Raw genomic sequence first — 24,905 nt, 5'->3', positions numbered from 1 at the left:
ATATTTGGTATTATTTAATTAGTTTTAAATCTTTTTGCTAAAAAAGATATATCAAAAAAAGAGGCAAATACAAGTTTTTAAAGCATTTTGTCTTATAGTAATATGACTTAAACGATTAAATTAAATTATTTAAAAGGGGTGCTTTATGGCTGAAGAAAAAAAAGTAGGTTTTGTTTCAATGTCTTCCGAGAAAGGTATGGATGATATTCCAGAGGTAGGTATAGGGGTGATAGGCCACGCTTTTATGGGCAAAGCCCATACCAATGGCTGGAAACAGATGCCTTATATTTTTTGGCCTCCTGATGCCATACCTAAACTGGTAAAGATTTGTGGCCGAAATGAGGAAAGCTTAAAAGAATCTGCCAGAAGATACGGTTATGCTGATTACAGTACTGACTGGAGGGATGTAATTAATGATGACAGAATCCAGATAGTAGAAAACCTAACCCCCAACTATATGCACCCAGAGCCTTGTATTGAAGCGGCTAAAGCAGGCAAGCATGTTATTTGCGAGAAACCTTTGGCTGTAAATGCCCAGGAAGCCAAAAGAATGCTGGATGCGGTTAACCAGTATAAGGTGGAGAACATCTGCTGCTATAATTACAGGATGGTGCCGGCCATACTTCTGGCCAAGAAACTAATAGAAGATGGAAAACTGGGAAAGATCTATCATTTCAGGGCTAAATACCTGCAGGAGTGGATTGCCGATACTGAATTTCCCATGGTTTGGCGCCTGAGCAAGGATGTTTGCGGCAGCGGGGCTTTAGGCGACCTTGGTTCCCATATTATAGACTTGGGCCGTTTCCTTTGCGGTGAGTTTGCTTCCGTAATGGCTTCCAGCAAAACCTTTATTTCCGAAAGAAAAGATGAGGCTACCTGCAAGATGACCAAAGTGGATGTGGATGATGCTATTGCTTCAGTGGTAGAGTTTGAAAACGGAGCTATCGGGACCATAGAAGCTTCCAGGTTCTGCCATGGAAGAAAAAATTATAATGTTATTGAAGTAAATGGTGAAAACGGGAGCATTTGGTGGGATCTGGAGAATATGAACAATCTTTGGGTTTACTGGAAAGACGAGCAGCCGGAGGATACCAGGGGCTTCCACTGCATTAATGTGACTGAATCCTATCATCCTTATTATGATAAATGGTGGCCGCACGGTCATATCATTGGCTGGGAGAACACCTTTGTGCATATTGCCTATAATATGGTTAAGGCCGTAATGGGCAAAGGCGGCATGGATCCCCATGTTGCTAATTTTGAGGATGGTTACAGGAATGCCGTTATTTGCGATGCCATGCTAAAGTCAGCCAAGACTGGCAAGAAAGAGAAAATAAACTATTAAAGGTCCAATACAAATGGGGAGGTATAAATGAAATTTGGAATTAATACCCTGCTCTACACGGGAACAGTTGAAGATGAGCACATAAAAAAACTCGCGCCTACATTCAAGGAAATAGGATTTGACGGGGTGGAGATCGCCCTGGAAAAGAAAGGCGATTTGGATTATGCCAAAACCAGAAAAGTGCTTGAAGATAATGGCCTGGTTTGTTCTTCTATCTGTGGATTGTTTGGGGAAGACAGGGACATAAGAGGCCCTAATAAGGAACATATTGAGAACGGCTTAAGCTATATAAGGGATTGCCTGGAAGCTTGTGCTGAATTAGGTGGGGAAACCTTGGTGGGGCCGGTTTATTCAGCTGTAGGAAGAGCGTCAATGGTGCCGGAAGAAGAAAGGAAAGTCCAGTGGGCGACAGTTGTGGAAAACTTAGGCAAAGCATGCCAGTGGGCAGAAGAATATGGAGTGTATATAGCTATTGAACCCTTGAACCGGTTTGAGACCGACTTTATAAATATCTGCAAAGATGCAGTTAGGATGTGTAAGGATGTTGGCAGCGACCGGTTAAAGATACACCTGGATTCTTTCCATATGTCTGTAGAAGAAAAGAATTCGGCTATGGCAGTATTGGATGCCGGCAAAGATTTGCTGTACATGTTCCATGCCAGTGAAAATGACCGGGGTGCTCCAGGGACAGGGCAGGTCCACTGGAAATCTATTGCTGATGCTTTAAGAAGGATAAGCTATGACAAATGGGTAGTTATAGAATCATTTACCCCGGAGAACAAGGTAATAGCTAAGGCTGCTTCCATTTGGAGGCAGACTGAGGAAAGCGATATTGTGCTGGCTCAAAAAGGTCTTAGATTTTTGAAAGGCTTACTTGGTTAGCATTCACCAAATGTTGAATAATTAGTTTATTGGAGGTATAGGTGACGGATATAAGGAATATAGTAGAAAAGGAACTTGAAAAAAATTCAGGAGTGTTAAAACTAAACCCGGCATGGGTAGCCAGGGATTTTTTGCCTCCTGGGAAGAGGCTTGGTTTAAAGGAAGAAGAGTATGATGTAGGAGAAAGAGGCTTTATCTGTGAAAGGTGGCTGGCTTCAGTTACCCATGCTGATAATGCAGTAGGCCCCGAGGATGAGGGGTTAAGCTATTTAAAGATTGAAGGCCTGGATATCACCCTTAAAGATGCGGTTGACCAGGCAGGTGACCTTATCATGGGAAAGGATTACGCTAAAACCCATAAAGGTTTGGACAGGTTGGCCAAAATTTATGATTTTGGGACCAGGATTCATTATCACATACACCCCATGACTCAACATGCCAGCCTGGTGGGCAGAAATTCCAAGGATGAAGCCTATTATTTTCTAGAAGATGTAGACATGGGACCCCATCCGGAGACTTTCTTTGGGGTGCACCCTTATATTCATGAACAGAAGAAATACGACATCCTGCTTCCTTACCTGGAAGAATGGAAAGATGATCTTATCCTGCAGCATTCCAGGGCTTATCTTAATGTTGCGGGGGAAGGCTTTTTCCTCCCTTCTGGAATACTTCATGCCCCTGGAACTGCATTAACCCTCGAACTGCAGGAGGACTCTGATGTAATGGCCATGCTGCAGGCTTTAAATGCAGGTAAAATTATATCCAAGGACCTTCTTTACAAAGACATTAGCGAAAAGAATAAAAGGGAAAAGGAAGAAAGGGCAGCCCTGGAACTGATTGACTGGCCTGCCAATGGGGACCCCTATTTCTATGAAAACCATCACTTGGCCAATATAGAGGTAGAACAGTCCAAGCAGCCAGGCGGCAGGGAATACTGGATTTATTATGGCACCAGCAAGTTTTCAGGAAAGAAAATGGTGATTGAACCGGGCCAGAGCTTTACCTTTACGGAAAAAGGAGTGTTCAGCATACTGGTATGGAGGGGCGAAGGCACCTTTGATGGCCATAAAGTGGAAGGTGAAAATTTTGAGTATGATGAACTGCTGATATCCGGCGATAGGGCGGTTAAGCCCATTACGGTTAAAAATACGGGAAAAACGGATCTAAAAATTATCAAGTTCTTTGGGCCGGACATCAATACAGATGCGCCCCAGCTCAAGAAATATAAAAGCTAGTTAATTTTCAGGTTCAAGAAAGTAAATATTTAGAAAGGAGCATAGACATGGCAAAAAAAACATCAATAGGGGGATGGGCATATATATGGGGAGGCTATAAAGAAGATCCTGTACCCTTTGAAGAGGTTTTAAAAAGATTAAAGGAACTAAATTTTGACGGTATCGAGATGGCTGCTTTCCCGCCTCATTTGGAGTCCAATACCAAGGAGAAAAGAGCAGAGGTAAAAGCATTGCTGGATAAATATGGTTTAGGAGTTTCCGGGCTGGCAGCTCCCTATCCTTCACCAGCCACTTCTACCAAGGAGGAATACCTGGAGGCAGTTAAGTCCAATCTGGAGATATGTAAAGACCTGGATATACCTAAACTGAGAGTGGATACTGTAGATCCTCCTACTGAGATTCCGGGAGGCATGGATTACGAGGCCTGTTTTGCGAAAGTAGCGGATGTATGGAGAGATTCAGCTCAAATTTGCCAGGACCAGGGCGTTAAGCTGGTTTGGGAATTTGAGCCAGGCTTTCTGTTTAACAAGCCCAGCGAGGTGGTCAGGATGGTATACAAGGTGGACCACCCTAATTTCAGCATAATGTTTGATTCCTGCCATGCCCATATGTGCGCGGTAGTTGGGGCCAGGCAGCTGGGCCCAAAAGAAACACTTCCCGGTGGAGTGGTTCAGTTTGCCCATATGCTTACTGGAAAAATAGGGCATATACATTTAATAGATTCTGACGAAACTTTGCATGATGATGATACTTCCACCCACGCTCCTTTAGGAACAGGGGTACTGGACTTTGATAAAATCATACCAGCCATACTGGAAGCCGGTTATGATGATGAGTGGTGGGCTATTGACTTATGTTTCTGGCCAAATGCTATGGACGTAACCAAGGAAAACAAAGAATATCTGGATATGTTAATTAAGAAATACGGATAAGGGAGGTAAAATTGGCTAATACGATGAAAGCTCAGGTCTTTTATGATGCTGAGAATATGAAACTTGAAGATGTGCCTATACCAGAAGTAGGGGATACCGATGTACTGGTAAAGGTTAAATCTGTAGGCATATGCGGTTCAGATATATCCTATTATTATGGCTTAAGCCCGGTAGATACACCTACTGGCAAAGGGCCCATAGTGCTAGGGCATGAATTTACAGGCGTGGTAGATAAGGTAGGGAAAGTCCCCCAAGCCCTGGGCCTGTTTAAAGAAGGGGACAGGGTAGTGGTTAATCCGGTACAATTCTGTAATGCCTGTTATTCCTGCGCTGAAGGTAAAACCCATTTCTGTGAAAATATGAATGTATCCGGGGTAAGCTATGACGGGGCGTTTGCGGAGTATGCCCTGGCTAACTATACCGGCCTGTTTAAGCTGCCTGATGATGTAAGTTTTTCAGAAGGCGCTTTTACTGAACCCCTGGCCTGTGTGGTCAATGCTTTCAAAAAAGCAGATATGGAGCCAGGCTCATTTGTAATAGTGGCCGGCCCCGGGCCCATGGGGCAGATGATGGTGCAGCTGGCAAAATCCATGGGAGCTGGCAAAGTAGTACTTACTGGTACTAGGGATTACATGCTGGAACTGGGAAAAGCACATGGTGCCGATTATGTGTTTAATGTAAGGGATAAGAATTCCAAGTATTATGCTGCAGACCTTAAAAAGGAAATAGCTGATTTGACTGAAGGTAAGCTGGCAGACAGGGCATTTGTCCCTACCAGCTCCAATGCTGCTTTTGAAGAGGCTATAGATTTGGTGGGCAATTGTGGAATACTCATCCATTTTGGACTTCCCAATGCAGACGATGTAATCCACGTACCAGCATTAAGTTTCCATACCATGGATAAGGAGATCCGTTCTGCCTGGCTGTCACCAATGGTGTGGCCTACCACCTTAAGAATTCTAAAGAACGGCCTGGTAGATGTAAAACCCCTGGTTTCACATACTTATTCCCTGGAGGATACAGAGAAAGCTATAATTAACCTGAAGAACAGGGTGGATAATCCTATGAAAGTGCAGATAAAGGTTAGCTAAAACTAACTACAGGATTAGATAATGGAAAACAAGGCCCTAAAGAGAATTGGCTGGCAGTAAGGTTAGGCAAAAGTCCGGGGCCTTGTTTTCAAAAGAAGAGGTTTATGCTGTAAGTTGAAAAATAATGTAAAAGGTTATCAAAGACAGGAGTTACAAAATGTGTAGCGATTACAAAGTGGTAGATGTAAGCTACCAGAAGAAAAGAAGGAACAGCCAAGAGTTATTGGATCATTTGAACTCTTTTCAGCTGGACTTAAAACTTTCTGTGGGCATATGGTACTTTACCCCAGTAGGAGGCAGATTCCACGATTCCTATATAGAAAATAAGGATATACCCAGCAGGATAGAAATGGCTGCTGAGATGGCTAAATATGGGGTTAAAGCCATAGAGGCCCATTACCCTACGGAAGTCAATGAAGGGAACTGGCACCTTTACCAGCAGCTGGAAGAGGAAACCGGTATCGTGCTCCAATCTGCATATCCTGCTATTTTCTTCCCCAAACAATATGAATTTGGTTCATTGTCCAATCCCATAGACAAGTATCGTGACCAGGCCATACAAACCCTGGTGGACTGTTTTAAGTTTGTAAAGGATAAGAACCTTCACCACGCAGGTATATGGCCAGGCATAGACGGATATACCTATTCGCTGGGGACCGATTATTTTGATATGTGGGACCGTTTTGAAGGTGCGGTAGCAGAAGCCATGGATGAAGTGCCCGGTATTATTTGTGCCATAGAGCCCAAGCCTTATGAGCCTATACCCAACAATATTTACCGTACTACCGCTGACGGCCTAATTGCCTGCAAGGATATTGAAGGCAGAATGAAGAATAAAATTAACCGCGACCTGCTTTCCCAGGGGATCGCCCTGATGGGGATGCAGCCGGAAATAGGCCATATCAGGATGGGCGGCGAGGACACCCCTTATGCCATTGCCAGGTGCTTAAGGGAAGGCAGGCTGTTTAATACTCACTGGAACAGCCAGCCTATGGGAAACTATGACCAGGACCTAAATGTAGGCGTAGTGGAATGGCAGCAGGCTGAAGCCATGATGCTGGTATTGAAGATGGCTGGTTTTAAAGAATACTTCGGTATTGATATTAATCCGGAAAGGATGCCGGTACATAAAGCCATAGAAATTAATTCACTGGCACTTAATGCCATGAATGACAGGATTAATGCCCTGCCTTACGAAAGGCTGATTGGTGCTTATTATGATCCTGAAAATAACCGGGGCGAAATTGAAATGATAATGGCCCAGAGCATGGTTAAGTAAGACTTAATAAGGAATAAAATAAGAAGAATCCTAGTGGATAATACTAACCCCTGGCCTGCCCGGCAAATTAGGGACAGGACAGGGGTTCTTTTTGTTTTGTGGGGTACAAACAGGCTGGTTGACAATATATTATTTTTAAAATAATATCACTACTAATATTATAGAATATGTAGTAATTATGGGCGACCAAAAATTAAGTTTGGAACAAAAAAGGGAATTAATAGAAAAAAAGAAACAGAAAGCCCTGTTAATTAAACTGCTGGTGGGTGCAGCCCTTTCTGTTTTAATTTTCCTGGGCTCCATGAACTGGATTCCAGGTCTGGACAGGCTGCCGGACCAGATTAGGCATATAGTGGTATTTTTCCTTACCGTTCCGGTGCAGTTCTGGGTAGGCTCCGGCTTTTACCGGGGCCTGGTCATAGTTTTTAAGTACCGGACTGCTGATATGAATACCTTGGTTTCAGTGGCCACCCTTTCCGCTTTTATTTACAGCAGCGTAGCTGCTTTTTTCCCTTTCCTTTTTACCAATGCCGGCATAGAGCCCCATATTTACTTTGATACGGCAGCTATGATCATAACCCTTATACTTCTGGGCCGCTATTTTGAAGCCCGGGCTAAAAGAAGGGCATCTTCTGCTATTAAGAAGCTGATGCAGCTGGGGGCCAAGACGGCCAGGGTAGTAAAAGACGGACAGGAAATTGAGGTGGAGATAGAGTCGGTTAAGGTAAATGATATTATAATAGTCAGGCCGGGCGAAAAGATACCGGTAGACGGTATTATAGTGTCAGGTGGCAGCGCCATAGATGAGTCTATGGTTACCGGGGAATCAATACCGGTTGAAAAAAAGGAAGAAGATCAGGTTATAGGGGGCACTATTAATGCTTCCGGCTCCTTTAAATTCAAGGCTACCAAAGTAGGGACTGATACCCTGCTTAACCAGATCATACAGATGGTGGAGCAGGCGCAGGCTTCCAAGGCTCCTATCCAGAGAATGGCGGATACGGTAGCCAGTTATTTCGTGCCCACAGTAATGGGTATAGCAGTCATAACCTTTGCTGCCTGGCTTATTTTTGGCCCTGCCCCTTCCATAACCTATGCCCTGGTGAGCTTTGTATCGGTTTTAATTATTGCCTGCCCCTGCGCCCTGGGATTGGCTACCCCTACTGCTATTATGGTGGGGACCGGCCTGGGAGCAGAGAAGGGAATCCTGATAAAAGATGCCCATAGCTTGGAGGTTGCCCACAAACTGGATACGGTAGTATTTGATAAAACCGGTACCCTGACCTATGGCCAGCTTCAGGTTACAGACATAGTGCCGGCTGACCACTGTGTTGCTGGCGATATACTGGCTATAGCGGCCAGTTCAGAAATTTTTTCAGAACATCCCCTGGGAAGGGCGCTGGTAAAAAAAGCCCAGCAAAAAAATATGGAGCTGGTTGAGCCTACAGGTTTCGAAGCGGTAGCGGGCAAGGGAATAAGGGCCAAAGTAGGCGCATATGAAGTTCTTAAGGGAAGCTATAAATTCTTGGAGGAAAATGGCGTGGATTTGGGTCTGCTTAAAGGAAAAGGGGAAGAATTGGCCTATGAAGGTAAAACTCCCGTTTATATGGCAGTTGACGGCAAAGCCTGTGCCGTATTTGCTTTTGCGGATACCTTAAAGGAGGATGCTGTCCAGGTCATAGGGGAGCTGGCCGACATGGGAATTAATACGGTTATGATTACCGGGGATAATAAAAAGACGGCAGAAGCAATAGGCAGGCAGCTTAATATAGGGACCGTCCTATCCGAGGTTCTGCCCCAGGATAAAGCCCAGCAGGTAGAAAAGCTGCAGCAAGGGAAGCATACTGTGGCTATGGTAGGAGACGGAATCAATGATGCTCCTGCCCTTGCCCAGGCAGATATAGGTATTGCTATAGGCGGGGGCACCGATATAGCCATGGAATCAGCTTCCATCACTTTAATTAAAGGCAGGTTAACTGGTGTGATAAAAGCCATAAGGCTTTCCCAGAATACCATCAGGGTAATCAAGCAGAACCTGTTTTGGGCTTTCTTTTACAATTCAGTGCTAATTCCGGTAGCAGCAGGTGCCCTGTACCCTTTGCTGGGCATACTTATCAGCCCTATTTTTGCTGCTGCTGCCATGGCTTTCAGCAGCATTTCCGTAGTCAGCAATTCACTAAGGCTGAGGCGAATCGGCCTACATTAGGATATCCTTATTTATCCCCTTTATTAATTAAGAAAATAAATAAAGTATTTAATATTTATAGTTGCAATCTTGTATTGATAGTATTATAAGTATAATAATATCTTTTTTAAACAGGGCAGCAGATACTTCTTTATGCTGCCGCCAAAGCGGGGTTACTGTCATTATAGTTTGGCCAGGATTGTTTGCTTTGGCTTTTAGGGTTAAATTTATTTAAATTATCCAACATATATATTGGGGCTATGTCTAAATACGGATGGTACAACAAAATATTACTTATTTCTATCGGCGGAGCCTTATTCTACTGGCTGGCTGAATCCCTGGCCAGCTACTTTTTATTTGATAACGGAAGCCTGACAGAAAATTTGTGGCCTATAGGCGACATCCATGAATTTTATATGCGGGCTATAGTGGCGATAGTTATTGTGATTATAGGGCTGGTAATAAGAAACAGGGCTAAAGAATCCCTAACTGATGCCCAAAGAATAGAGCACTTAAACCGCATACTTAGTGCTATTGGAGATGTTAATCAACTGATATTAAGGGAGCATAATCCCCATCAGCTGTTAGAACAGGTCTGCCATATTATGGTCAGGGACAGGGGGTATTTAAATTGCTGGATAGTCTTGGTAGACAGTAAGGGAAAAGTAGAAAAGCTATATAGCTCGGGCCTGGAAGGGGAGGAAGAAAACCTGGGCAGGCATCTTAAGCAGGGTGGTTATCTTAATTGCTTGAATAATTTAAAACAAGATGAGTTCTGGTCTACTGATAATACCGGACATGATTGTCAAGACTGTATCCTGTGCCGTAATTACAATAACAGGGGAGCTTTAAGCGCACCCCTGAAAAGGAAAAAAACCTATGGGTATATGGTAGTATCCATATCCCAGGAATTTGTAAATGATGCTGAGGAAAAGGCATTGTTTGCAGAGGTGGCAGCAGATATAGCCCTAGCTTTAGAAAATATTGAGCTGGAAGCTTTAGAGCGCAATACCGAAAAAAGATTGATGCAAACAGCACAGAAATTCTTGGATCTATTTAATTTAATCGACGATGCTATATTCATCCATGATTTAGAAGGCCATTTTTTGGAAGTAAATGACCAGGCTTGCCGCCGGTTAGGATACAGCAAGGAAGAATTGCTTAAATTATCAGTTGCAGATATTGATTCACCAGAATTTAGCGCTAAAGTTACCGGGCGGGTGGAAAAGATTATGGAAGAAGGACAGGCGTTCATGGAGAGTGCCCACATTACTAAAAAAGGAGACATAATTCCGGTGGAGTTAAACAGCCAGGTTATTAATTACCAGGGCCGAAAAGCTATCCTAACCGTTGCCCGGGATATAACTGAAAGAAAAAAGAACCAGGAGCAGATTAACCGCCTGGTCTATTACGATCCTCTTACCGGTTTGCCTAACCGTAGGATGTTTGGTGACCGCATAGAAATGGCCCTGGCTAATGCCCAGAGAAATAAAAACCAGGTAGCGGTAGCTATGCTGGATTTAGATGATTTTAAAGACATAAATGACACTCTGGGCCATACAGCAGGTGATGAATTCTTGATTAAGGTAGCAAAAAGGATAGAAAGTGCAGTAAGAAAATCAGATACAGTAGCCAGGCTGGGAGGGGATGAATTTATATGTTTGTTTACCAACCTGGTCAACAGGGATAATGTAGCCAGGGTGGCAGATAAAATCATAAGGGTGCTGGACCAGCCTATAAATATAGATAGCCGTATGGTTTCAGCCAGCATAAGCATGGGTATAGCCTTATACCCTGAGGACGGAAATACGGCGGAAGAACTTATAAAAAAAGCCGATATTGCCCTTTACCGGGTAAAAAACTCCGGCAAAAAAGATTTTGCCTTCTATATGTCTTCTTAATTTTTTAGCCAATACTAATCAGAATGCCTGGATATTGAGAAAAACCAATGAGTGTGATATAAGTATTTATACCAAACCAAAGTTGTTATTTTGATAAATGAAAAGATGGTGCAGTATTCTAGTCAGTACTCCCAATCATGAAGGCGGGGCTAAAAATCCGTTAAGGGCGTACAGGTGAAGTCCGTGGGTCTGGCTGCTGACGCCCAGTTGGGGGCTGGACCTGGGGGTTAAGGAAGTTGGGCGATCCACAACGGCATGTGGGCGTAGACCCAGCTTCCGTGGAGACTTTAGATGTATAAGGCAACCAATGCATCTAGAGGTAACCTGCAGTGGCTTAATAGGCCCTGCAGTGTAGCCTGCCTTGCGTGGAGTAGGGGGATGCCGCTGTTGAGTGGTAAAGCTGCTAGGAGCTCAGCAGCTTTAAGTGCTACCCGGCTGAAACCTTCTTTGCTAAAGAGGCTAGTGGTTGGTGAAACTGTCGAGGAAAGCTCCTAGACTGTTCTCGAAAGAGAAGTACGGCGGGGATTACAGTGTGGTTTTAGTGGTAATCCAGTCCTATAGTTAGGTGACGCTATAGAGATGGATTTAAAGGGAAACCGCTTATGTGGCAACGCATAAGTATCCATCTGGGAAATCCTACTGGACCTAAACCGCAAAGTTTACTCGCTGTACTACCATCTTTTTACTGGAGGAAAATTTTTGGTTAAATATAAAAAGTCCAGCAAGCATATAAGAAGCTGGATTATAGCCATAACTGCCTGGACCTTTCTGTTAGCTATTCTACTCAGTTTAATATCTGAGACCCTTATTACTAATGTAGCCCTGATCCCGGCATTAATCATTTTGGTAATCATTATCGCCATAGGGGTATTGTTTGATATTGTAGGGGTGGCAGTAACTGCAGCCACTGAAGTTCCCCTTAATTCCATGTCTGCCAAGAAAATAAAGGGGGCCAGGGAAGCGGTAGAGCTGATAAAGAATGCAGACCGGGTAGCTAATTTTTGCAATGACGTAATCGGGGATATTACCGGTATTGTGAGCGGCTCGGTGGGAGCGGTTATAGTGTTCAGGTTAATGATTGATAACCCTACTTTGGAAAAAACGCTATTAAGTGTAGTGATAACCGGCTTTATTGCTTCCTTAACAGTGGGGGGCAAGGCTTTGGGCAAAAATATTGCTATCAGGAACTGTAAGTTTATTGTATTAAAAACCGGTTATGTGGTTTATTTAGCCACTTATATTTTCAGAAGAAATAAACGGTAAGCCTTTTGGCCATAATTTAAGAAATAGGCTCTTTTAAGCTGCATAAATACATAAATTCTATTGACACCTCCCCCTGGATTATGTTATCTTATTGTTGCTTAGTAACTGTAAGTAACTAACTATTTAGTTATGTATAAGTCATTAAAGTTTTCAAAAACAGCCAGCGCTAAATTACAATACCGTATAAACACGTCCATAATTTTTAACTATATTCGCCAGCACGGCCCTATTTCCAGGGCAAGCCTGTCCCGTAACCTTAACATCAGCGCTCCTGCCGTGTCCAGGGTGGTAGAGAGACTGCTGGAGGAAGAGTATGTGGTAGAAACGGAAAAAGTAAAAACCAGGACCGGCAAAAGGCCTATTCTGGTTAAGATAAACGATCAGAAGGGCTTTGCTTTGGGCATAGATTTGGGAAGGGGAAAAATTAGGAGCCTGTTGTCCAATTTCAGCGGGGAAGCCATAAAAAAACAATGGGGCTCAGCCATTACGGACAGTCCAGATATTATTGATAAATTATATGAAGATATCAACACTATCTTAAAAAACAACAATTACAGGTCTTTAATTAAAACCATATGCATCGGCATCCCGGCTGTAGTGGATGCCAGAAGCGGAAGGATAGTAAGCGCTCCCCTGTATGGGAGTTGGAAAAACCTGGATATAGGTAAACACATAAGCAAGAAATTTGGGGTGCCGGTATTTATAGAAAACAATGTTAACCTGGCCGCACTGGCGGAAAAGAATTATGGCCATGGCCAGCCGTTTAGCAATATCTTTTTTATGGAAATAGGCAATGGTATTGGCGGCGGAATCATAATAGACAACCACCTGTTCAGGGGTGCAGACGGATCTTCCGGAGAGGTGGGGTTCAGTATAGTGGGCGAAAAAAATTTAAAGTTTAAGATCATAAACAAGGGGTTCTTGGAAAAAAATGCTTCGGTTACCAGCCTTACTAAAAAATCGGTAGAGGCCATAAAGGCTGGAGCCAGCAGTATAATGGGGGATTTAGTAAAAAAAGATATAAACGGCATTACCCCTTCCATGGTCTGCAATGCTGCCCTTAAGGGGGATAAGCTGGCCGCTAAAATCATACAGGAGACAGTAGAGCTGATATCAGTAGTACTGGTAAACACCATTATACTGCTTAATCCCCAAATTGTAGTGGTCGGCGGCGATATATGCGGCCTGCCCGGGGTAAAAAGCTGGTTCTTAAAGCCAGTTATAAATTTTGTTAAGGGGTCACTGCCCTTTAAAACGCCTTTCCTGAAGCTATCTTCTTTGGGAGAAGATGCAGGAGTTACCGGTTCGGCTTTTATGGCGGTGGAGTCCCTGCTGGTGGGAGAATTCCCTTATAAGATTGCCCAGGAAGTTTTATCTTAATTCCCTTAATTGGGGATGTGGATATAATTATAAACAGGATGAGAGGAGGAATAAGGGAAAAAAATTGGAAAAAAAGCATAAGGAGGTGCTAGATATAACAAAAAGTGAGTGTATATAAGATGAAAAGAGTTTAAGCTTATTAAGGAGATGATTGAACATGAAGGTACTTGCCATTGGAGCGCATCCGGATGATGTAGAGCTTCTTTGTGCCGGAACATTAGCCCGGTTTGCCAAAGAAGGGCATGAGGTTTTTATTTGTCACTTATGTGACGGAAATAAGGGTAGTTCTACCCATACCTCTGAACAGATTGCCAAGCTGAGGCGCCAGGAAGCTATTAATTCAGCAAAGGTTATAGGTGCAACTTCCATATGGGGCGGATTATCAGACGGGGAAGTAGTGCTGGACCTGGATGGTAGGGCAAAAGTTATTGATGTCATCAGGAAGGCTGATCCAGATCTGGTTATTACCCACTCGCCCGGCGATTACCATTCAGACCATGTAAATACCAGCAAGCTTGTATTTGAGGCAACTTATCTGGCCAACCTGGTTTTGTGGAAGTCTGATTATGATGCCTCAACCAAGCTTCCCTACCTATATTACATGGACACCTTGGCTGGAATTAATTTTGAGCCACAGGAATATGTGGATATAACCGATACCATAGAAACTAAAATAGAAATGATGCTAAAGATGGAGACCCAGCTGGGATGGCTAAAAGATATGCATGATAGTGATGCCCCTGAATTTATAAGGTCGGTAGCCAAATTCAGGGGATTCCAAGCTGCTGTTCCCTATGCTGAGGCTTTTATGCAGCAAAAAATGTATCCACAAGGATTAACTAAAAGGGTACTTCCCTAAACCATAGCTGAGAGGAGCAAACAAATGAATAATAAAATAGCAGTAGTTACTTCCACCTATCCTAATTTCGGGCCGGATGAAGCCCTGGCCGGCATTTCTGCTGCCGGGTTTAAATATGTAGATATGGCTACTTGCCCCGGTTATTTTGAGCATATCCTGCCCAAGCCTGAAGATATGGGTCCGGATGACTATAAGAAAGTGCTGGATAAGGTAGCCAGCTATAACCTGGAAATGATTGCCGTATCAGGACATACCCGTATGGGAACCGAAAACGGGGTACAGAGGTTAAAGAAAGTAATGGACTTTACCCATAAAGCTGGAGTTTCTTATCTGGTAACTGATGCCGGAGAGGATGAAAAGAAGTTTTATGAGGATATCAGCCAGTTAGCTGACTATGCTAAAGACAAAGGTATTACCATCTGCCTGGAGATGCATGGACCCTGGCTTAACAATGGCACCAAGGGGGCAGAAGTAATACAGAAGGTAAATCACCCCAATGTCAGGCTCAACTACGATACTTCCAATGTTATAATGTATGGCGGAGTAAGGCCTGAAACTGATATAGATGCGGCTCTGCCCTATATGGCTTATTTGCACTTAAAAGATGACGGAAGCGGCAAGAAAGGCGACTGGAACTTTCCTCCTTTGGGCCAGGGATTAGTGGATTTTGAAATTATTTTTGAAAAAATAGCTGATTACCAGGGGCCTATAGATGTAGAGATAGAATTTGACGGCAAGGAGCGAACCTTAGATGAGATTAATGAGGCTGTTGCCCAGTCATACCAGTTTTTAAAAAGTTATGGGTATGTGTAGGAAAGGATGAACTAGATTATGGTTAACATTGCAATAGTAGGCGCAGGGTTTATAGGTAAGGTTCATGCTGATGCCTACCGGCAGTTACAGAATGCCAAGTTAGTGGCGGTGGTGGATAATGTAAGAGAAAAAGGGCTACAGATGGCTAGGGAGCATGGCGCAGAATATTATGAAAACCTGGATCAGTGCCTGCAGGAGGTTAAAGAAATTGATAATGTTGATATCTGTGCACCAACTTTCTTGCACCAGCCGCTAACTGCTTTGGCAGCTGAAAATGGTAAGAATGTTTTTTGTGAAAAACCCATGGCTCTTTCCCTGGATGAAGCTGACCAGATGATAGAGGTAATAGAAAAAAACAAGGTGCAGGGAATGATCGGGCATGTACTTAGGTTTTGGCCTGAATATATAAAAGCCAGGCAACTGGTGCAAAGCGGAAACCTGGGACAGCCCCTGCATGCTTATTGCGAAAGGCTGGCCGTACTTCCGGACTGGCACCAAGGCGATTGGGGCCTTAACGAAAAGTACAGCGGAGGAGCAGCAGTGGACCTGCATATCCATGACCTTGATTTTTTAATCTGGCTGTTGGGAAAACCGGAAGTGGTTATGGCCCAGGGAGTCTATAACCCGGACAATATCAAGCAGGGGGGCATGGTGCATATAGCTACCAATATCCAGTTTGCCAATGGGGTAGCTGCTTTGGCTGAAGGGGGCTGGGCTTTTAAGGGCGCTTTCCCTTTCACCATGATATTCAGGATATTATGCACCGAGGGCACAATTGAATGGATACTTAGAGCCGGCAAGAACATAGAAAAAAGGGACCAGGCATCTAAAGTAACCGTATATAGACCGGATGGGTCCATAGAAGAGCTGGATGTAGACAGTACTGATGCCTACCTGCTGGAATGCCAATATTTTGTAGACCGCACTCATAAGGGCAAACCTATAGAAGAAGCTACCTTCCAGGACGGTAAAGCGGCATTGCAGCTGGCCCTGGCAGCAGTAGATTCTGTTAAGCAAAAGCAGGCAATAAAATTATAAGGTGATGCAAGGAGGGATAATTATGGGTGAGTTCCAGGGAATAGTAACCCATCAAACGGTCGGGGATGCTGATTTTGAAAAGATGATGGCTATGCCCCCCCAGGATATAGCGGAATGGGCTAGAGTGGGGGTAAATATAGTAAAGGACCAGCATTCAATTTATAAGAATATGGCCCGTTCCATGGCCGATAATATTATTAACAATAACCAAAAGGGCAGCCCTACCAAAATGATTCTTCCCGTAGGGCCTACCCCACAGTATCCTATGCTGGCCGATATACTAAATGCAGAGCAGGTGGATTTGAGCCAGTGGTGGATATTCTTTATGGATGAGTATATGGATTGGGAAGGAAGGCTGATTGCACCCGATCATCCTATGAGCTTCAGGGGCTATATGAAAGGAGCTTTATTCAACAGGCTGGATAAAAAGCTGGGATTAAATGAAGGGCAAATTGTATGGCCGGATCCAGTAAACCTTGATTATAATTTAGATATGATTGAGAAGCTGGGCGGTATCGATGTCTGTTATGGAGGCCTTGGCTATCATGGGCATATAGCTTTCAATGAGCCTTATGATACCTATTACCGCAGAATGACCATAGAGCAGTTTCTTAATTCCAAAACCAGGGTTATAGAACTTAATTCTGATACTTTTGTGATAAATTCCATATGCGGGCTGGGGGGAAATTCTTACGGTCTTCCTCCTAAAGCGGTAACCATAGGGATGAAGCCTATTATAGAGGCTAAGAGGATTGAAATTTATTGTGACGGCGGGGATTTGAACTGGCAGCTGGCTTCTTTTAGGATAGCCTGCATGCATCCGCCTACACTGGAAAGGCCGGCTACTTTGCTTCAGCTGCATCCCAATCCTAGGGAAAGTGTTTTGTTTACTGCAGACGAAGTGACAGCCAGCCCTATAAAGGTAGCGCCTAAATAATGAAAGCAATGAAAAAACTTTTGCTGGATGCTATTGGCCATAAAGCCTGCCGGGTGCCCACTATGTACCGGGGAGAGCCGGAGGTAAACGACAGGCTTATGGACTATTTCGGCTTGGGCGGTATTGAAAAAAACTGGCCTGACCTTATAAAGTGCCTGGGAGCTGATAATTATTCGGACGGTGAGACCCTGGGTGGGTTTACCACTTATTTTCCTAAATATGCAGGCCCTGATTTTGATACTATTTTTGAGATTAACCGGTTTAACATTTGGGGCATTAAACCGGTGGATATCCAGGCTGGGGGGAGCAGGGATATAGTCTTTTCCAAAAACCCTCCCTTGGCAGGAAAAGACGAGTTGGACGATGTAAGGAATTATCCTTATCCCCAGCTGGATTGGTTTGACTTTGAGGTTTACAGGAATAATTCAGAACAGGTTTATTACCATAGTGAACAGCAGCAGCCGGAATTGAAATTATCCCAATTGAAGCCTTCTGATGAGTATTTCTTAAATACCAGCTGCCTAAACAGTATATTTATGACCTCTATCTTTATGAGGGGCATGGACCATATGCTTATGGATCTGGTAGCCAACCAGAGGTATGCTGAAATACTTATTGGAAACATTGGCCAGTTTATGTGGGAATTTTGCCAGAAGAACCTGGCCAGCATAGGCTCCAAGATTGACCTTTACGGCATATGGGATGACTTTGCTTCCCAGGAGGGCCTGATGCTTTCACCCCAGCTGTGGCGTAAATTCTATAAGCCATGGGATAAAAAAATAATAGAGACAGCTAAAAGCCATGGGCTTTTAGTATGTTTCCATATCTGTGGAAATTGTACTGAAGTGCTGCCGGACCTGGTGGAGATGGGAGTAGATATCCTGGATCCGGTACAAACTTCTGCTAGAAATATGGACCTGGCGGAATTAAGGAAAAATTTCGGAAAGGACTTATGTTTTCATGGCGGGCTGGACATACAGGGTTTTCTTCCCAGCGCTAAACCCCGGCAGGTAACCGAAAGGGTAAAAAGGATAAAAGAGCTGTTTGAGGGTCAGGGGGGACTTATATTAGGGCCTTCCCATTATATAACCCCTGATACTCCTACTGAAAATATATTGGCTATGTATAAGTAAAAAGGCATGGAAGAATTTATTTTAGGAGTGGATGGAGGAGGCACCAAAACTGCAGTTATGGTGGCTGATAGTTTAGGGCATGTTTTGGCTGAATCTTGGTGCGGCTCCGGAAACTATAAAAGCGTAGGTATAGATAAGGCAGCTAAAAATATATATGAGGCTGTAGATAAAGCAGCTGGCTTGGCTGGGCTAGAAAAAGGCTCACGGTTCAGCCGGGCTTGTTTTGGATTGTCTGGCCTGGATACCCCTAAAGACCAAACGGTTTATGAACAGATAATTTTTAAATCCCCTTTGCAGGAATATCTTAACAAGGATAAAACCATAATATGTAATGATTCCAAGATCGGACTGTATGCAGGAACAGACCGTCCGGATGCCATAATGATTATATGCGGTACGGGATCCAATTGCTATGGCCTGAACAGACAAGGGCAGGAAGCCAGGGCTAATGGCTGGGATTTTATTTTGGGAGACCAGGGTAGCGGATTTTCCATAGCATCCAAGGCCCTGCAGGCAATAATGAAGTTTTATGATGGCAGGGGTCCTTCTACCATATTGCTGGATATGGTACTAAAACAACTAAAGTTAGAAGATATTTTTGGTTTAATTGAATGGGTTTATGCCCAGCCCCTAGATACAGGCAGGATAGCTTCCCTGGCTAAAGTGGTATGCTCTGCTGCAGAAAAAGATGATTATGTATGCAGGGATATTTTAGTCCAAGAAGCCGGGGAAGCTGAACTCTCTATAGCCACAGTGGCCAAAAAACTAGGTTTTGATGATAATGTTTTTGACCTGGTTTTTGTGGGCAGTGTGTTTAACTGCAAGCAGTATTTTACCTCAGTGTTACAGGAAAATTTAAAAAAAAAGTTTAGGAATATTAAATTTATGCCGCTAACCCAAAAGCCGGTCTGGGGAGCTATTAAGCTGGCAATGAACCTTAGATAAAAATACTATTAATTAATAATCTTTAGAATTAATTTTTTCCTATCACTATAATTATCAAATGATGTATTGGGTTAATGATATAATAATACATGGGGAGAATTTCTTCTGGAAAATTACTAAATTTACAGAATTGATGTTTTGCCAGATATAAAATATAGGCAATATAGCAATATGATTATTAAAATATTTAAAAAATTATTAATTATAATGGCGATCTGTTTAATGATATTAACTGCTGCCTGCAGTAAGCCATCAAGCACAGAAATACAAAGTCAGGGATTAGAGGAAGCTAAGCTTAGCCGTAAAGCTGAACCGGGGCAGTTTGAAAATAACATTAGTTTTTCCCTGGTTAGCAAGGTAAATTTACCCGGCCAAGCTATAGATGTGGATGTTAAAGACTGTTATGCATATCTTACCGATGACTTAGGACAACTGTATGTTATTGATTTTGCAGATTTAGCTAACCCAGAGACCATAGGCAAGGTGAGAGGTATAGACTCTGCCAACATAGTGATAATAGAAGGTAATTATGCCTATATTTCCTATACCAGCTGGCAGGGAGACCAGCAAAATTATTATACTCAATGCGGGCTAAAAATTGTGGACATAAGCAATCCTGAAAACCCGGAACTCATTGGAGACTATATTAGCGGAAGTGAAACCGAGAAGTCTGTACAGGGGATATTTATCGATAATGATTTTGCCTATTTAAACAGCACTCAACTGGTAGGAGACGATCAGCAGAGCCAGTTAGAAATTATTGATATTTCAGATAAAGGGAACCCTGCAAAAATATCAGAGCTAAAGGTAGAAGGTATGCCCTGGGGTATACATGTAAGTGGAGGTTATGCTTACCTTAACACCACTTTATATGGACAGGAGTATCCTTTGGGACAACAGAGCCAGTTATTGATAATAGATGTACAAAATCCCCAAATGCCACAACAAGTTTCCAGCTTTAAAGTAATGGAGGGCACTGCTGGAATTTATGTTCAAAAAGATTTTGTTTTCCTTTCCAACAACACGCTGGATTTTGAGGATACAGAAGTTAAAAGCAATCTTCAAATTGTAGATGTGTCTGATAAAGAAAATCCTAAAGCCAGGGGCAAATGCATCATCGCAGGCCAGGGTTGGGAATTGGATATGGTAGCCAACTATATTTTGGTATCGGACCTGGAAGGTGGGGTACATGCTATAAATATTGAAGATAAAGATCATCCAACGGTGGCAGACATTTATTATACCCCCGGAACTTCTTATGATATTACGGTGGAAGGAAATTATGGCTATATTGCGGACGGTTTCTCGGGAATATCAGTAATTTCCCTATCAGGTGAAGGTCCAACTGAAGAAAGTATATTTACAGGGGAAAATACAGCTCCTGTAGCACAGTTTGAAATAGGGGGGGACAGCATAAAAAAAGACGTATTTCCGGTGGGTGTACCGGTATATTTTTCAGCAGCATCTTCTTATGATATTAATGCTGATGATCTAAATTTTAGCTGGGAAATTAATGGAAATAGGTATGAACAGGAAAAAGTTTCCCAAATATTTGATGCTGAAGGCAGCTATGATATTGTCTTGAAAGTAAGCGATGGAGTTTTGGATTCAGAAACTGTAAAAAGTATAGAAATTGAGGAAGCACCTATTTGTATAGCTCCGGCAAAAGAAAGAAATATAGAGGTTGAAATAGAATATCAGCTAAAGAACTTAAGTTCTACTACTATAAAGGATATTCATTGTTATGCATCAGTTCCCCAGACCTATTTGCCTTTCCAAAGGGTGAATGAAATTTCAGTAAGCTCTGATGACTTCCAGGAAGTTTATGACCATAGTTTCAATCAGATACTGCATATTGATTACCAGAATCTGGAAGTTGGGCCCGGAGAAGAATTAAAAGCCACGGTGACTGCTAATTTAGATATGATAAACTTTAAATTTTTAGACCTAGACTATAAAAATCTGAGTTACGGCCAGGATGATCCCGACCTTTCTTTTTATACTATGGCAGACTTGTATATAGATTCTGATCATAAAATCATAAAGGAAGCAGCCCAAAAGGTTATAGGCAGTGAGCAGAGGCCGGTGGTGATAATGGAGAAGCTTTATTATTATGTAACAGACTTAATGGATTATGATTTTAAAAGAGCTGATGACCCTCAGTATCCGCTTATGTATGCCTCCGAGATTCTGCAAACAGGTAAAGGAGTTTGCGCTGATTATGCAGTTCTATATGCAGCCCTGCTTAGGGCTTCCGGTATACCGTGCAGGGTAGCCAGCGGTATACCGTTATATACCGCAATACTGGAAGGAGGCTATCTGGAAGTAGGACATGCCTGGGTGGAGGTAAAATTTCCCCAATACGGTTGGGTTCCTATAGATATAACTATTGAGGATTTCTTTATGTCTACTGATTATAATATGAACCTGGCTACCGAAAGAGGTTCAGGCTTTTTACACCGCAGCACTACTATGGACTGGACCAGCTATTATTTTGATGGCTTTATATATTCTTGGGAAGGAGATGATATTCCGGAGGTTGAACAGGCATTAATTTACAGAATTTCGGAATAAGAGCAATTTTCTTAGTCTTTTAGGAATTCATATATGTCTTTTTGTATCTGGACAGAATTAGCCATAGGCAAACCGTGCCCATGTCCTTTATAGATGATCAGCTTGGAATTAGCAATGTTTTCAGCAGTGGTTTTAATATCCGGCAGGGAATAGGCAATATCTTTATCACCGCCCAGAACCAGGGTGGGGGCCTTAATATCCTTTAGGCCTTGGCTAAAATCCATTTCCCTATCTGCCCTAACCTCCAACAGAAAATCCTGGGGGAAGGGTAGATTCTTACAGGCAATGTTTCCCATAATTTGGACCATGGGCTGGATTAATTTGGTTTTCAACCCTGGTGTAAGTACCAGCTCCATTAATGCAGACATAGCTTTACCATATTTTTCCTGCTTAAAATAGGAGGCTGCCCTGCCCTCAATTTCTTTTCCTTTCTGGCTTAATCTGAATGCAGAAGATATTATAACCAGTTTATGGACCAGTTGCGGATAGCCTGCCGCTAAATATTGGCCTATTTGGCCCCCGGTGGATATGCCCATAACATGAACAGGTTTTGACCATTGCCTGTGAATGGCCAGGGCATAATCCTTAGCCATGTCTGCCATATAATAATGGTCGGGCATATTAGGTTTTCTTCCTACAAGATAAACCGAATAGTACTTGGCCAGCAATTGATGCTGGTTAACAAATTGTCTTAAACTTATACCTGAAGGGGGCTTATGGTTCATAGACAAGGCTTCAATATTTAAAATAATGCCAGGCTGGTTTCCAAGCTTGGCATAAGGTAGGCCAGTTTTTAGGTATCCGGTTTCCAGTGTATTTTTTAGGTTCATGGCAATAGAATCACTCTCCTGCAGCCTGGTAGCCAGAGGCAAAGACCAAAAATAGAAAAGCTGTTTTTGGTGGGCGGTATTGGATTTGAACCAATGACCTCTGCGATGTCGACGCAGCACTCTAACCAGCTGAGCTAACCGCCCTTATCAAAAACCAGGTTTAAAATACCATAAAATGGCATTTTTATAAATAAACTAACTGGCTATTTGATCCTCTTCCTTGATGATCACCCTGCAGGGTAGGCCAGTAGTATTTAACGCTTTAAGGGGGCAAACATAGAGCTTGACTTTGGATTTTTCAATATTTTCAATGTTTACCAGGGGTGCTAACAGGTAAATATTATTATTGAAGATAAGGGGCCATAAACCTTGCTTGTGTTTAACATTATCAATAGAAGGAGTATCAATGCCCAGCATGAAAGGCTTCTTGCTTACTATGTATTCCATAGCATCTTTTTTGAAAAACCAGCAGCTGGTAAGAAAATCAGGCTTATCCCAGTGTTGTCCCCAGCCAGTTGCAAAAATTATATTTGAATTTTCTGCAATGTCTTCTTTTTCTGTCTGCTTTATATCGTCAAGAGAAATATAGGGTTTGCCATCTTGTTTATCCAGCCGGTCAAGGTCAAATTTTAGGACATATGCATCTACATCAAATAGTTTGTCTAATGGTATTTTATGCATTGGATCAGCGTTTTTTAGGCCCAGGGCATGGCTAGGACCATCAATATAGGTTCCAGTAGCTGTAGAAAGGCCTATAAATTCCTGGGAACTGGCCTTAAAATCCACCCAGCCCGGGTTTTCCAATTGTTTTAATCTGTAGTCAGGGTAAGGGGTTCCATAAGACCACATTCCTTCATAAAGTGGTCCTGAAGCGTCAATAAGTTTCATTTTTCCTCCTGTATAGTATCTAGGCAGTCCAATTGCAGGCCAAATTGGCAAAGATGCCGGTCAGGGAAATTATATCTTCTACCAATACCCACTCATCAGGCGCATGAAGATTGTCCCCTCGGGGGCCCAGGATAACGGTAGGCATATTTCCTACCTCTCCATATATAGCCATATCACAGGAAAATGCAGCTCCTCCTATGGAAGCCGCTTTGCCTGAATACTGCTGATAGGAATTAAGCACTTCTTTTACGGCATCATGGTCAGCACTTATTTCCCAGGGCCTTACATAATGGTAGGTAAATTTATGTTCCAGCTTGAAGGGCTTGAGGTCAGGATTTTGCTCTGCCTGTTTTTGCCAGAAAGCAATAAAATCTTGCTTAAACTTTTGTTCATCAGTTCCAGGATAACACCAGACAATCCAGGAGAGGTTGGCCACCAGGGGAGTGCCCATCTGGGTAAATTCATCTTCACTTTTGGAGTTTATGTCCCATAATAGTATTTTCAGCTCTTTACCCTTCTCCCCAAACAAAGGATGTTGATGCCGGGCAATCCATTGATCTCCCCATTGCCTGAAAGTATCTATTAGTGATGAGGCTCCGTAAATGGGATTAGCTATCTCCAATCCCATATAGGGCATTCCAGCCCTCCCTTTAAGTGTTATATCGCCTAAAAATGCACCTTGGCAGGCGGTACAAACCTCCATCCTGGTAGGTTCTACCAGGATTGCCAGATCAGTATTATAGCCTTTAATCCTGGAAGCTAAAGTGCCATTACCCCCAGCAAACTCTTCATCTACTACACTCTCAAAAATAATGTCGCCGCCAGGTTTAAAACCCATTTCCTTAAGTATTTTAATGGCCCAAAAGGCAGCAGCCATTCCTCCTTTAAGATCAGCTGAACCCCGGCCATAAAGTTTCCCCTCTATTATTTTTGGGGTAAAGGGTTCTGTAATTTTCCACTCCCCGGGCTCAAAAGGGGCTACGTCTGCATGTCCGCTAAACAGCAAAGACTTCTTTTGGTTTGTCCCTTTCCACACCGCTGCTACATTATTCCTGCCCTGGCTGTATTCTCTTCCCTTTAGCCACCAGGGATGTTTTTGGGCTCCCTTTACGCTGGTAGGGGAAAAAGAGTCTACCTTCATTCCCAGATCACGGCATTGGTTTAAAATAAATGCCTGCATGTCTGCTTCATAACCGATAGGAGGCCTATTTTCACTGGGGAAAGCTATAACCTTCTTAGTCCATTCAATAATCTCATTTTTCCGGTCCTCCACCATCCCCCTTATATCTTCTACAGCTATATCTCTCACAGCTCTATTACCTCCCTCTTTAGGGTGGTAAGCTCCTTTACTCCGGTAGCAGTAACCAGTATCCCGTCTTCGAACCTCAGCCCGTA

Annotated in this window: 20 protein-coding genes and 1 tRNA gene; 17 read left to right on the top strand and 4 right to left on the bottom strand. The window is 43.0% G+C overall.

Translation table 11 applies throughout. The features are described 5' to 3' along the window. Positions 1-145 precede the first annotated feature (145 nt). The 17 genes from PHN32_05415 (at position 146) to PHN32_05335 (ending at position 21,792) form a co-directional block, all read left to right on the top strand. Positions 146-1,345: a Gfo/Idh/MocA family oxidoreductase gene (locus PHN32_05415; GenBank protein MDD3777025.1), complete on the top strand. Its 1,200-nt coding sequence runs from the start codon at positions 146-148 to the stop codon at positions 1,343-1,345. Positions 1,346-1,372: 27 nt separating this feature from the next. After that, positions 1,373-2,227 carry a sugar phosphate isomerase/epimerase gene (locus PHN32_05410; protein MDD3777024.1) on the top strand — a complete coding sequence of 285 codons (855 nt, stop codon included), beginning with the start codon at positions 1,373-1,375 and terminating at the stop codon, positions 2,225-2,227. A gap of 41 nt (positions 2,228-2,268) precedes the next feature. Continuing rightward, a complete protein-coding gene (locus PHN32_05405; GenBank protein ID MDD3777023.1) occupies positions 2,269-3,462 on the top strand; it encodes a hypothetical protein in 1,194 nt (397 codons plus the stop codon). A gap of 47 nt (positions 3,463-3,509) precedes the next feature. Beyond that, positions 3,510-4,394 carry a sugar phosphate isomerase/epimerase gene (locus PHN32_05400; GenBank protein ID MDD3777022.1) on the top strand — a complete coding sequence of 295 codons (885 nt, stop codon included), beginning with the start codon at positions 3,510-3,512 and terminating at the stop codon, positions 4,392-4,394. A gap of 11 nt (positions 4,395-4,405) precedes the next feature. Beyond that, on the top strand, positions 4,406-5,485 hold the full coding sequence (locus PHN32_05395) for an alcohol dehydrogenase catalytic domain-containing protein (protein MDD3777021.1): 1,080 nt from the start codon (positions 4,406-4,408) through the stop codon (positions 5,483-5,485). Between the two features lie 157 nt (positions 5,486-5,642). Continuing rightward, a complete protein-coding gene (locus PHN32_05390; GenBank protein ID MDD3777020.1) occupies positions 5,643-6,764 on the top strand; it encodes a xylose isomerase in 1,122 nt (373 codons plus the stop codon). 178 nt (positions 6,765-6,942) lie between these two features. Continuing rightward, entirely contained in the window at positions 6,943-8,970 is a 2,028-nt protein-coding gene (locus PHN32_05385; GenBank protein MDD3777019.1) for a copper-translocating P-type ATPase, read from the top strand. Positions 8,971-9,209: 239 nt separating this feature from the next. Beyond that, the gene (locus PHN32_05380; GenBank protein ID MDD3777018.1) at positions 9,210-10,850 is read left to right on the top strand and encodes a sensor domain-containing diguanylate cyclase; all 1,641 of its coding nucleotides are present in this window, start codon (positions 9,210-9,212) and stop codon (positions 10,848-10,850) included. 699 nt (positions 10,851-11,549) lie between these two features. Then, complete coding sequence (locus PHN32_05375) at positions 11,550-12,113, top strand: hypothetical protein (protein MDD3777017.1); 564 nt, start codon at positions 11,550-11,552, stop codon at positions 12,111-12,113. Between the two features lie 129 nt (positions 12,114-12,242). Next, the gene (locus PHN32_05370; GenBank protein MDD3777016.1) at positions 12,243-13,493 is read left to right on the top strand and encodes an ROK family transcriptional regulator; all 1,251 of its coding nucleotides are present in this window, start codon (positions 12,243-12,245) and stop codon (positions 13,491-13,493) included. Positions 13,494-13,650: 157 nt separating this feature from the next. Continuing rightward, positions 13,651-14,352: a PIG-L family deacetylase gene (locus tag PHN32_05365; protein ID MDD3777015.1), complete on the top strand. Its 702-nt coding sequence runs from the start codon at positions 13,651-13,653 to the stop codon at positions 14,350-14,352. Positions 14,353-14,376: 24 nt separating this feature from the next. Next, positions 14,377-15,165, top strand: coding sequence for a sugar phosphate isomerase/epimerase (locus PHN32_05360; GenBank protein ID MDD3777014.1), 789 nt, complete (start codon positions 14,377-14,379; stop codon positions 15,163-15,165). An 18-nt stretch (positions 15,166-15,183) separates the two neighbouring features. Next, positions 15,184-16,203 (top strand): Gfo/Idh/MocA family oxidoreductase, encoded by a 1,020-nt coding sequence (locus PHN32_05355; protein ID MDD3777013.1) that lies wholly within the window; start codon positions 15,184-15,186, stop codon positions 16,201-16,203. A 22-nt stretch (positions 16,204-16,225) separates the two neighbouring features. Beyond that, complete coding sequence (locus PHN32_05350) at positions 16,226-17,140, top strand: hypothetical protein (protein ID MDD3777012.1); 915 nt, start codon at positions 16,226-16,228, stop codon at positions 17,138-17,140. Then, positions 17,140-18,273 carry a uroporphyrinogen decarboxylase family protein gene (locus PHN32_05345; protein ID MDD3777011.1) on the top strand — a complete coding sequence of 378 codons (1,134 nt, stop codon included), beginning with the start codon at positions 17,140-17,142 and terminating at the stop codon, positions 18,271-18,273. The genes PHN32_05350 and PHN32_05345 overlap by 1 nt, the downstream gene beginning before the upstream one ends. Positions 18,274-18,279: 6 nt before the next feature. Continuing rightward, a complete protein-coding gene (locus tag PHN32_05340) occupies positions 18,280-19,218 on the top strand; it encodes a BadF/BadG/BcrA/BcrD ATPase family protein (GenBank protein ID MDD3777010.1) in 939 nt (312 codons plus the stop codon). A gap of 222 nt (positions 19,219-19,440) precedes the next feature. Then, the gene (locus tag PHN32_05335; GenBank protein ID MDD3777009.1) at positions 19,441-21,792 is read left to right on the top strand and encodes a transglutaminase domain-containing protein; all 2,352 of its coding nucleotides are present in this window, start codon (positions 19,441-19,443) and stop codon (positions 21,790-21,792) included. 11 nt (positions 21,793-21,803) lie between these two features. Here the strand turns inward: PHN32_05335 and PHN32_05330 are convergent, their stop codons facing one another. From PHN32_05330 to PHN32_05315, 4 genes are all read right to left on the bottom strand, one after another. Next, complete coding sequence (locus tag PHN32_05330) at positions 21,804-22,664, bottom strand: alpha/beta hydrolase (GenBank protein MDD3777008.1); 861 nt, start codon at positions 22,662-22,664, stop codon at positions 21,804-21,806. A 25-nt stretch (positions 22,665-22,689) separates the two neighbouring features. Continuing rightward, positions 22,690-22,766 (bottom strand) — tRNA-Val (locus PHN32_05325). Positions 22,767-22,817: 51 nt separating this feature from the next. Then, the gene (locus PHN32_05320) at positions 22,818-23,510 is read right to left on the bottom strand and encodes a cyclase family protein (protein ID MDD3777007.1); all 693 of its coding nucleotides are present in this window, start codon (positions 23,508-23,510) and stop codon (positions 22,818-22,820) included. Positions 23,511-23,529: 19 nt separating this feature from the next. Continuing rightward, complete coding sequence (locus PHN32_05315; GenBank protein ID MDD3777006.1) at positions 23,530-24,819, bottom strand: M20/M25/M40 family metallo-hydrolase; 1,290 nt, start codon at positions 24,817-24,819, stop codon at positions 23,530-23,532. Positions 24,820-24,905 lie beyond the last annotated feature (86 nt).

It is taken from the genome of Actinomycetota bacterium (assembly GCA_028698215.1).
Classification (GTDB): Bacteria; Actinomycetota; Humimicrobiia; order Humimicrobiales; family Humimicrobiaceae; genus Halolacustris.
This window is presented reverse-complemented; position numbering and strand designations above follow the sequence as displayed.

What these genes read in the sequence shown, in the direction of transcription:
- PHN32_05415 (MDD3777025.1), top strand. Translation starts at nt 146, where the DNA reads ATGGCTGAAGAAAAAAAAGTAGGTTTTGTTTCAATGTCTTCCGAGAAA.
- PHN32_05410 (MDD3777024.1), top strand. Translation starts at nt 1,373, where the DNA reads ATGAAATTTGGAATTAATACCCTGCTCTACACGGGAACAGTTGAAGAT.
- PHN32_05400 (MDD3777022.1), top strand. Translation starts at nt 3,510, where the DNA reads ATGGCAAAAAAAACATCAATAGGGGGATGGGCATATATATGGGGAGGC.
- PHN32_05390 (MDD3777020.1), top strand. Translation starts at nt 5,643, where the DNA reads ATGTGTAGCGATTACAAAGTGGTAGATGTAAGCTACCAGAAGAAAAGA.
- PHN32_05385 (MDD3777019.1), top strand. Translation starts at nt 6,943, where the DNA reads ATGGGCGACCAAAAATTAAGTTTGGAACAAAAAAGGGAATTAATAGAA.
- PHN32_05380 (MDD3777018.1), top strand. Translation starts at nt 9,210, where the DNA reads ATGTCTAAATACGGATGGTACAACAAAATATTACTTATTTCTATCGGC.
- PHN32_05370 (MDD3777016.1), top strand. Translation starts at nt 12,243, where the DNA reads ATGTATAAGTCATTAAAGTTTTCAAAAACAGCCAGCGCTAAATTACAA.
- PHN32_05365 (MDD3777015.1), top strand. Translation starts at nt 13,651, where the DNA reads ATGAAGGTACTTGCCATTGGAGCGCATCCGGATGATGTAGAGCTTCTT.
- PHN32_05360 (MDD3777014.1), top strand. Translation starts at nt 14,377, where the DNA reads ATGAATAATAAAATAGCAGTAGTTACTTCCACCTATCCTAATTTCGGG.
- PHN32_05355 (MDD3777013.1), top strand. Translation starts at nt 15,184, where the DNA reads ATGGTTAACATTGCAATAGTAGGCGCAGGGTTTATAGGTAAGGTTCAT.
- PHN32_05350 (MDD3777012.1), top strand. Translation starts at nt 16,226, where the DNA reads ATGGGTGAGTTCCAGGGAATAGTAACCCATCAAACGGTCGGGGATGCT.
- PHN32_05345 (MDD3777011.1), top strand. Translation starts at nt 17,140, where the DNA reads ATGAAAGCAATGAAAAAACTTTTGCTGGATGCTATTGGCCATAAAGCC.
- PHN32_05340 (MDD3777010.1), top strand. Translation starts at nt 18,280, where the DNA reads ATGGAAGAATTTATTTTAGGAGTGGATGGAGGAGGCACCAAAACTGCA.
- PHN32_05335 (MDD3777009.1), top strand. Translation starts at nt 19,441, where the DNA reads ATGATATTAACTGCTGCCTGCAGTAAGCCATCAAGCACAGAAATACAA.
- PHN32_05320 (MDD3777007.1), bottom strand. Translation starts at nt 23,510, where the DNA reads ATGAAACTTATTGACGCTTCAGGACCACTTTATGAAGGAATGTGGTCT.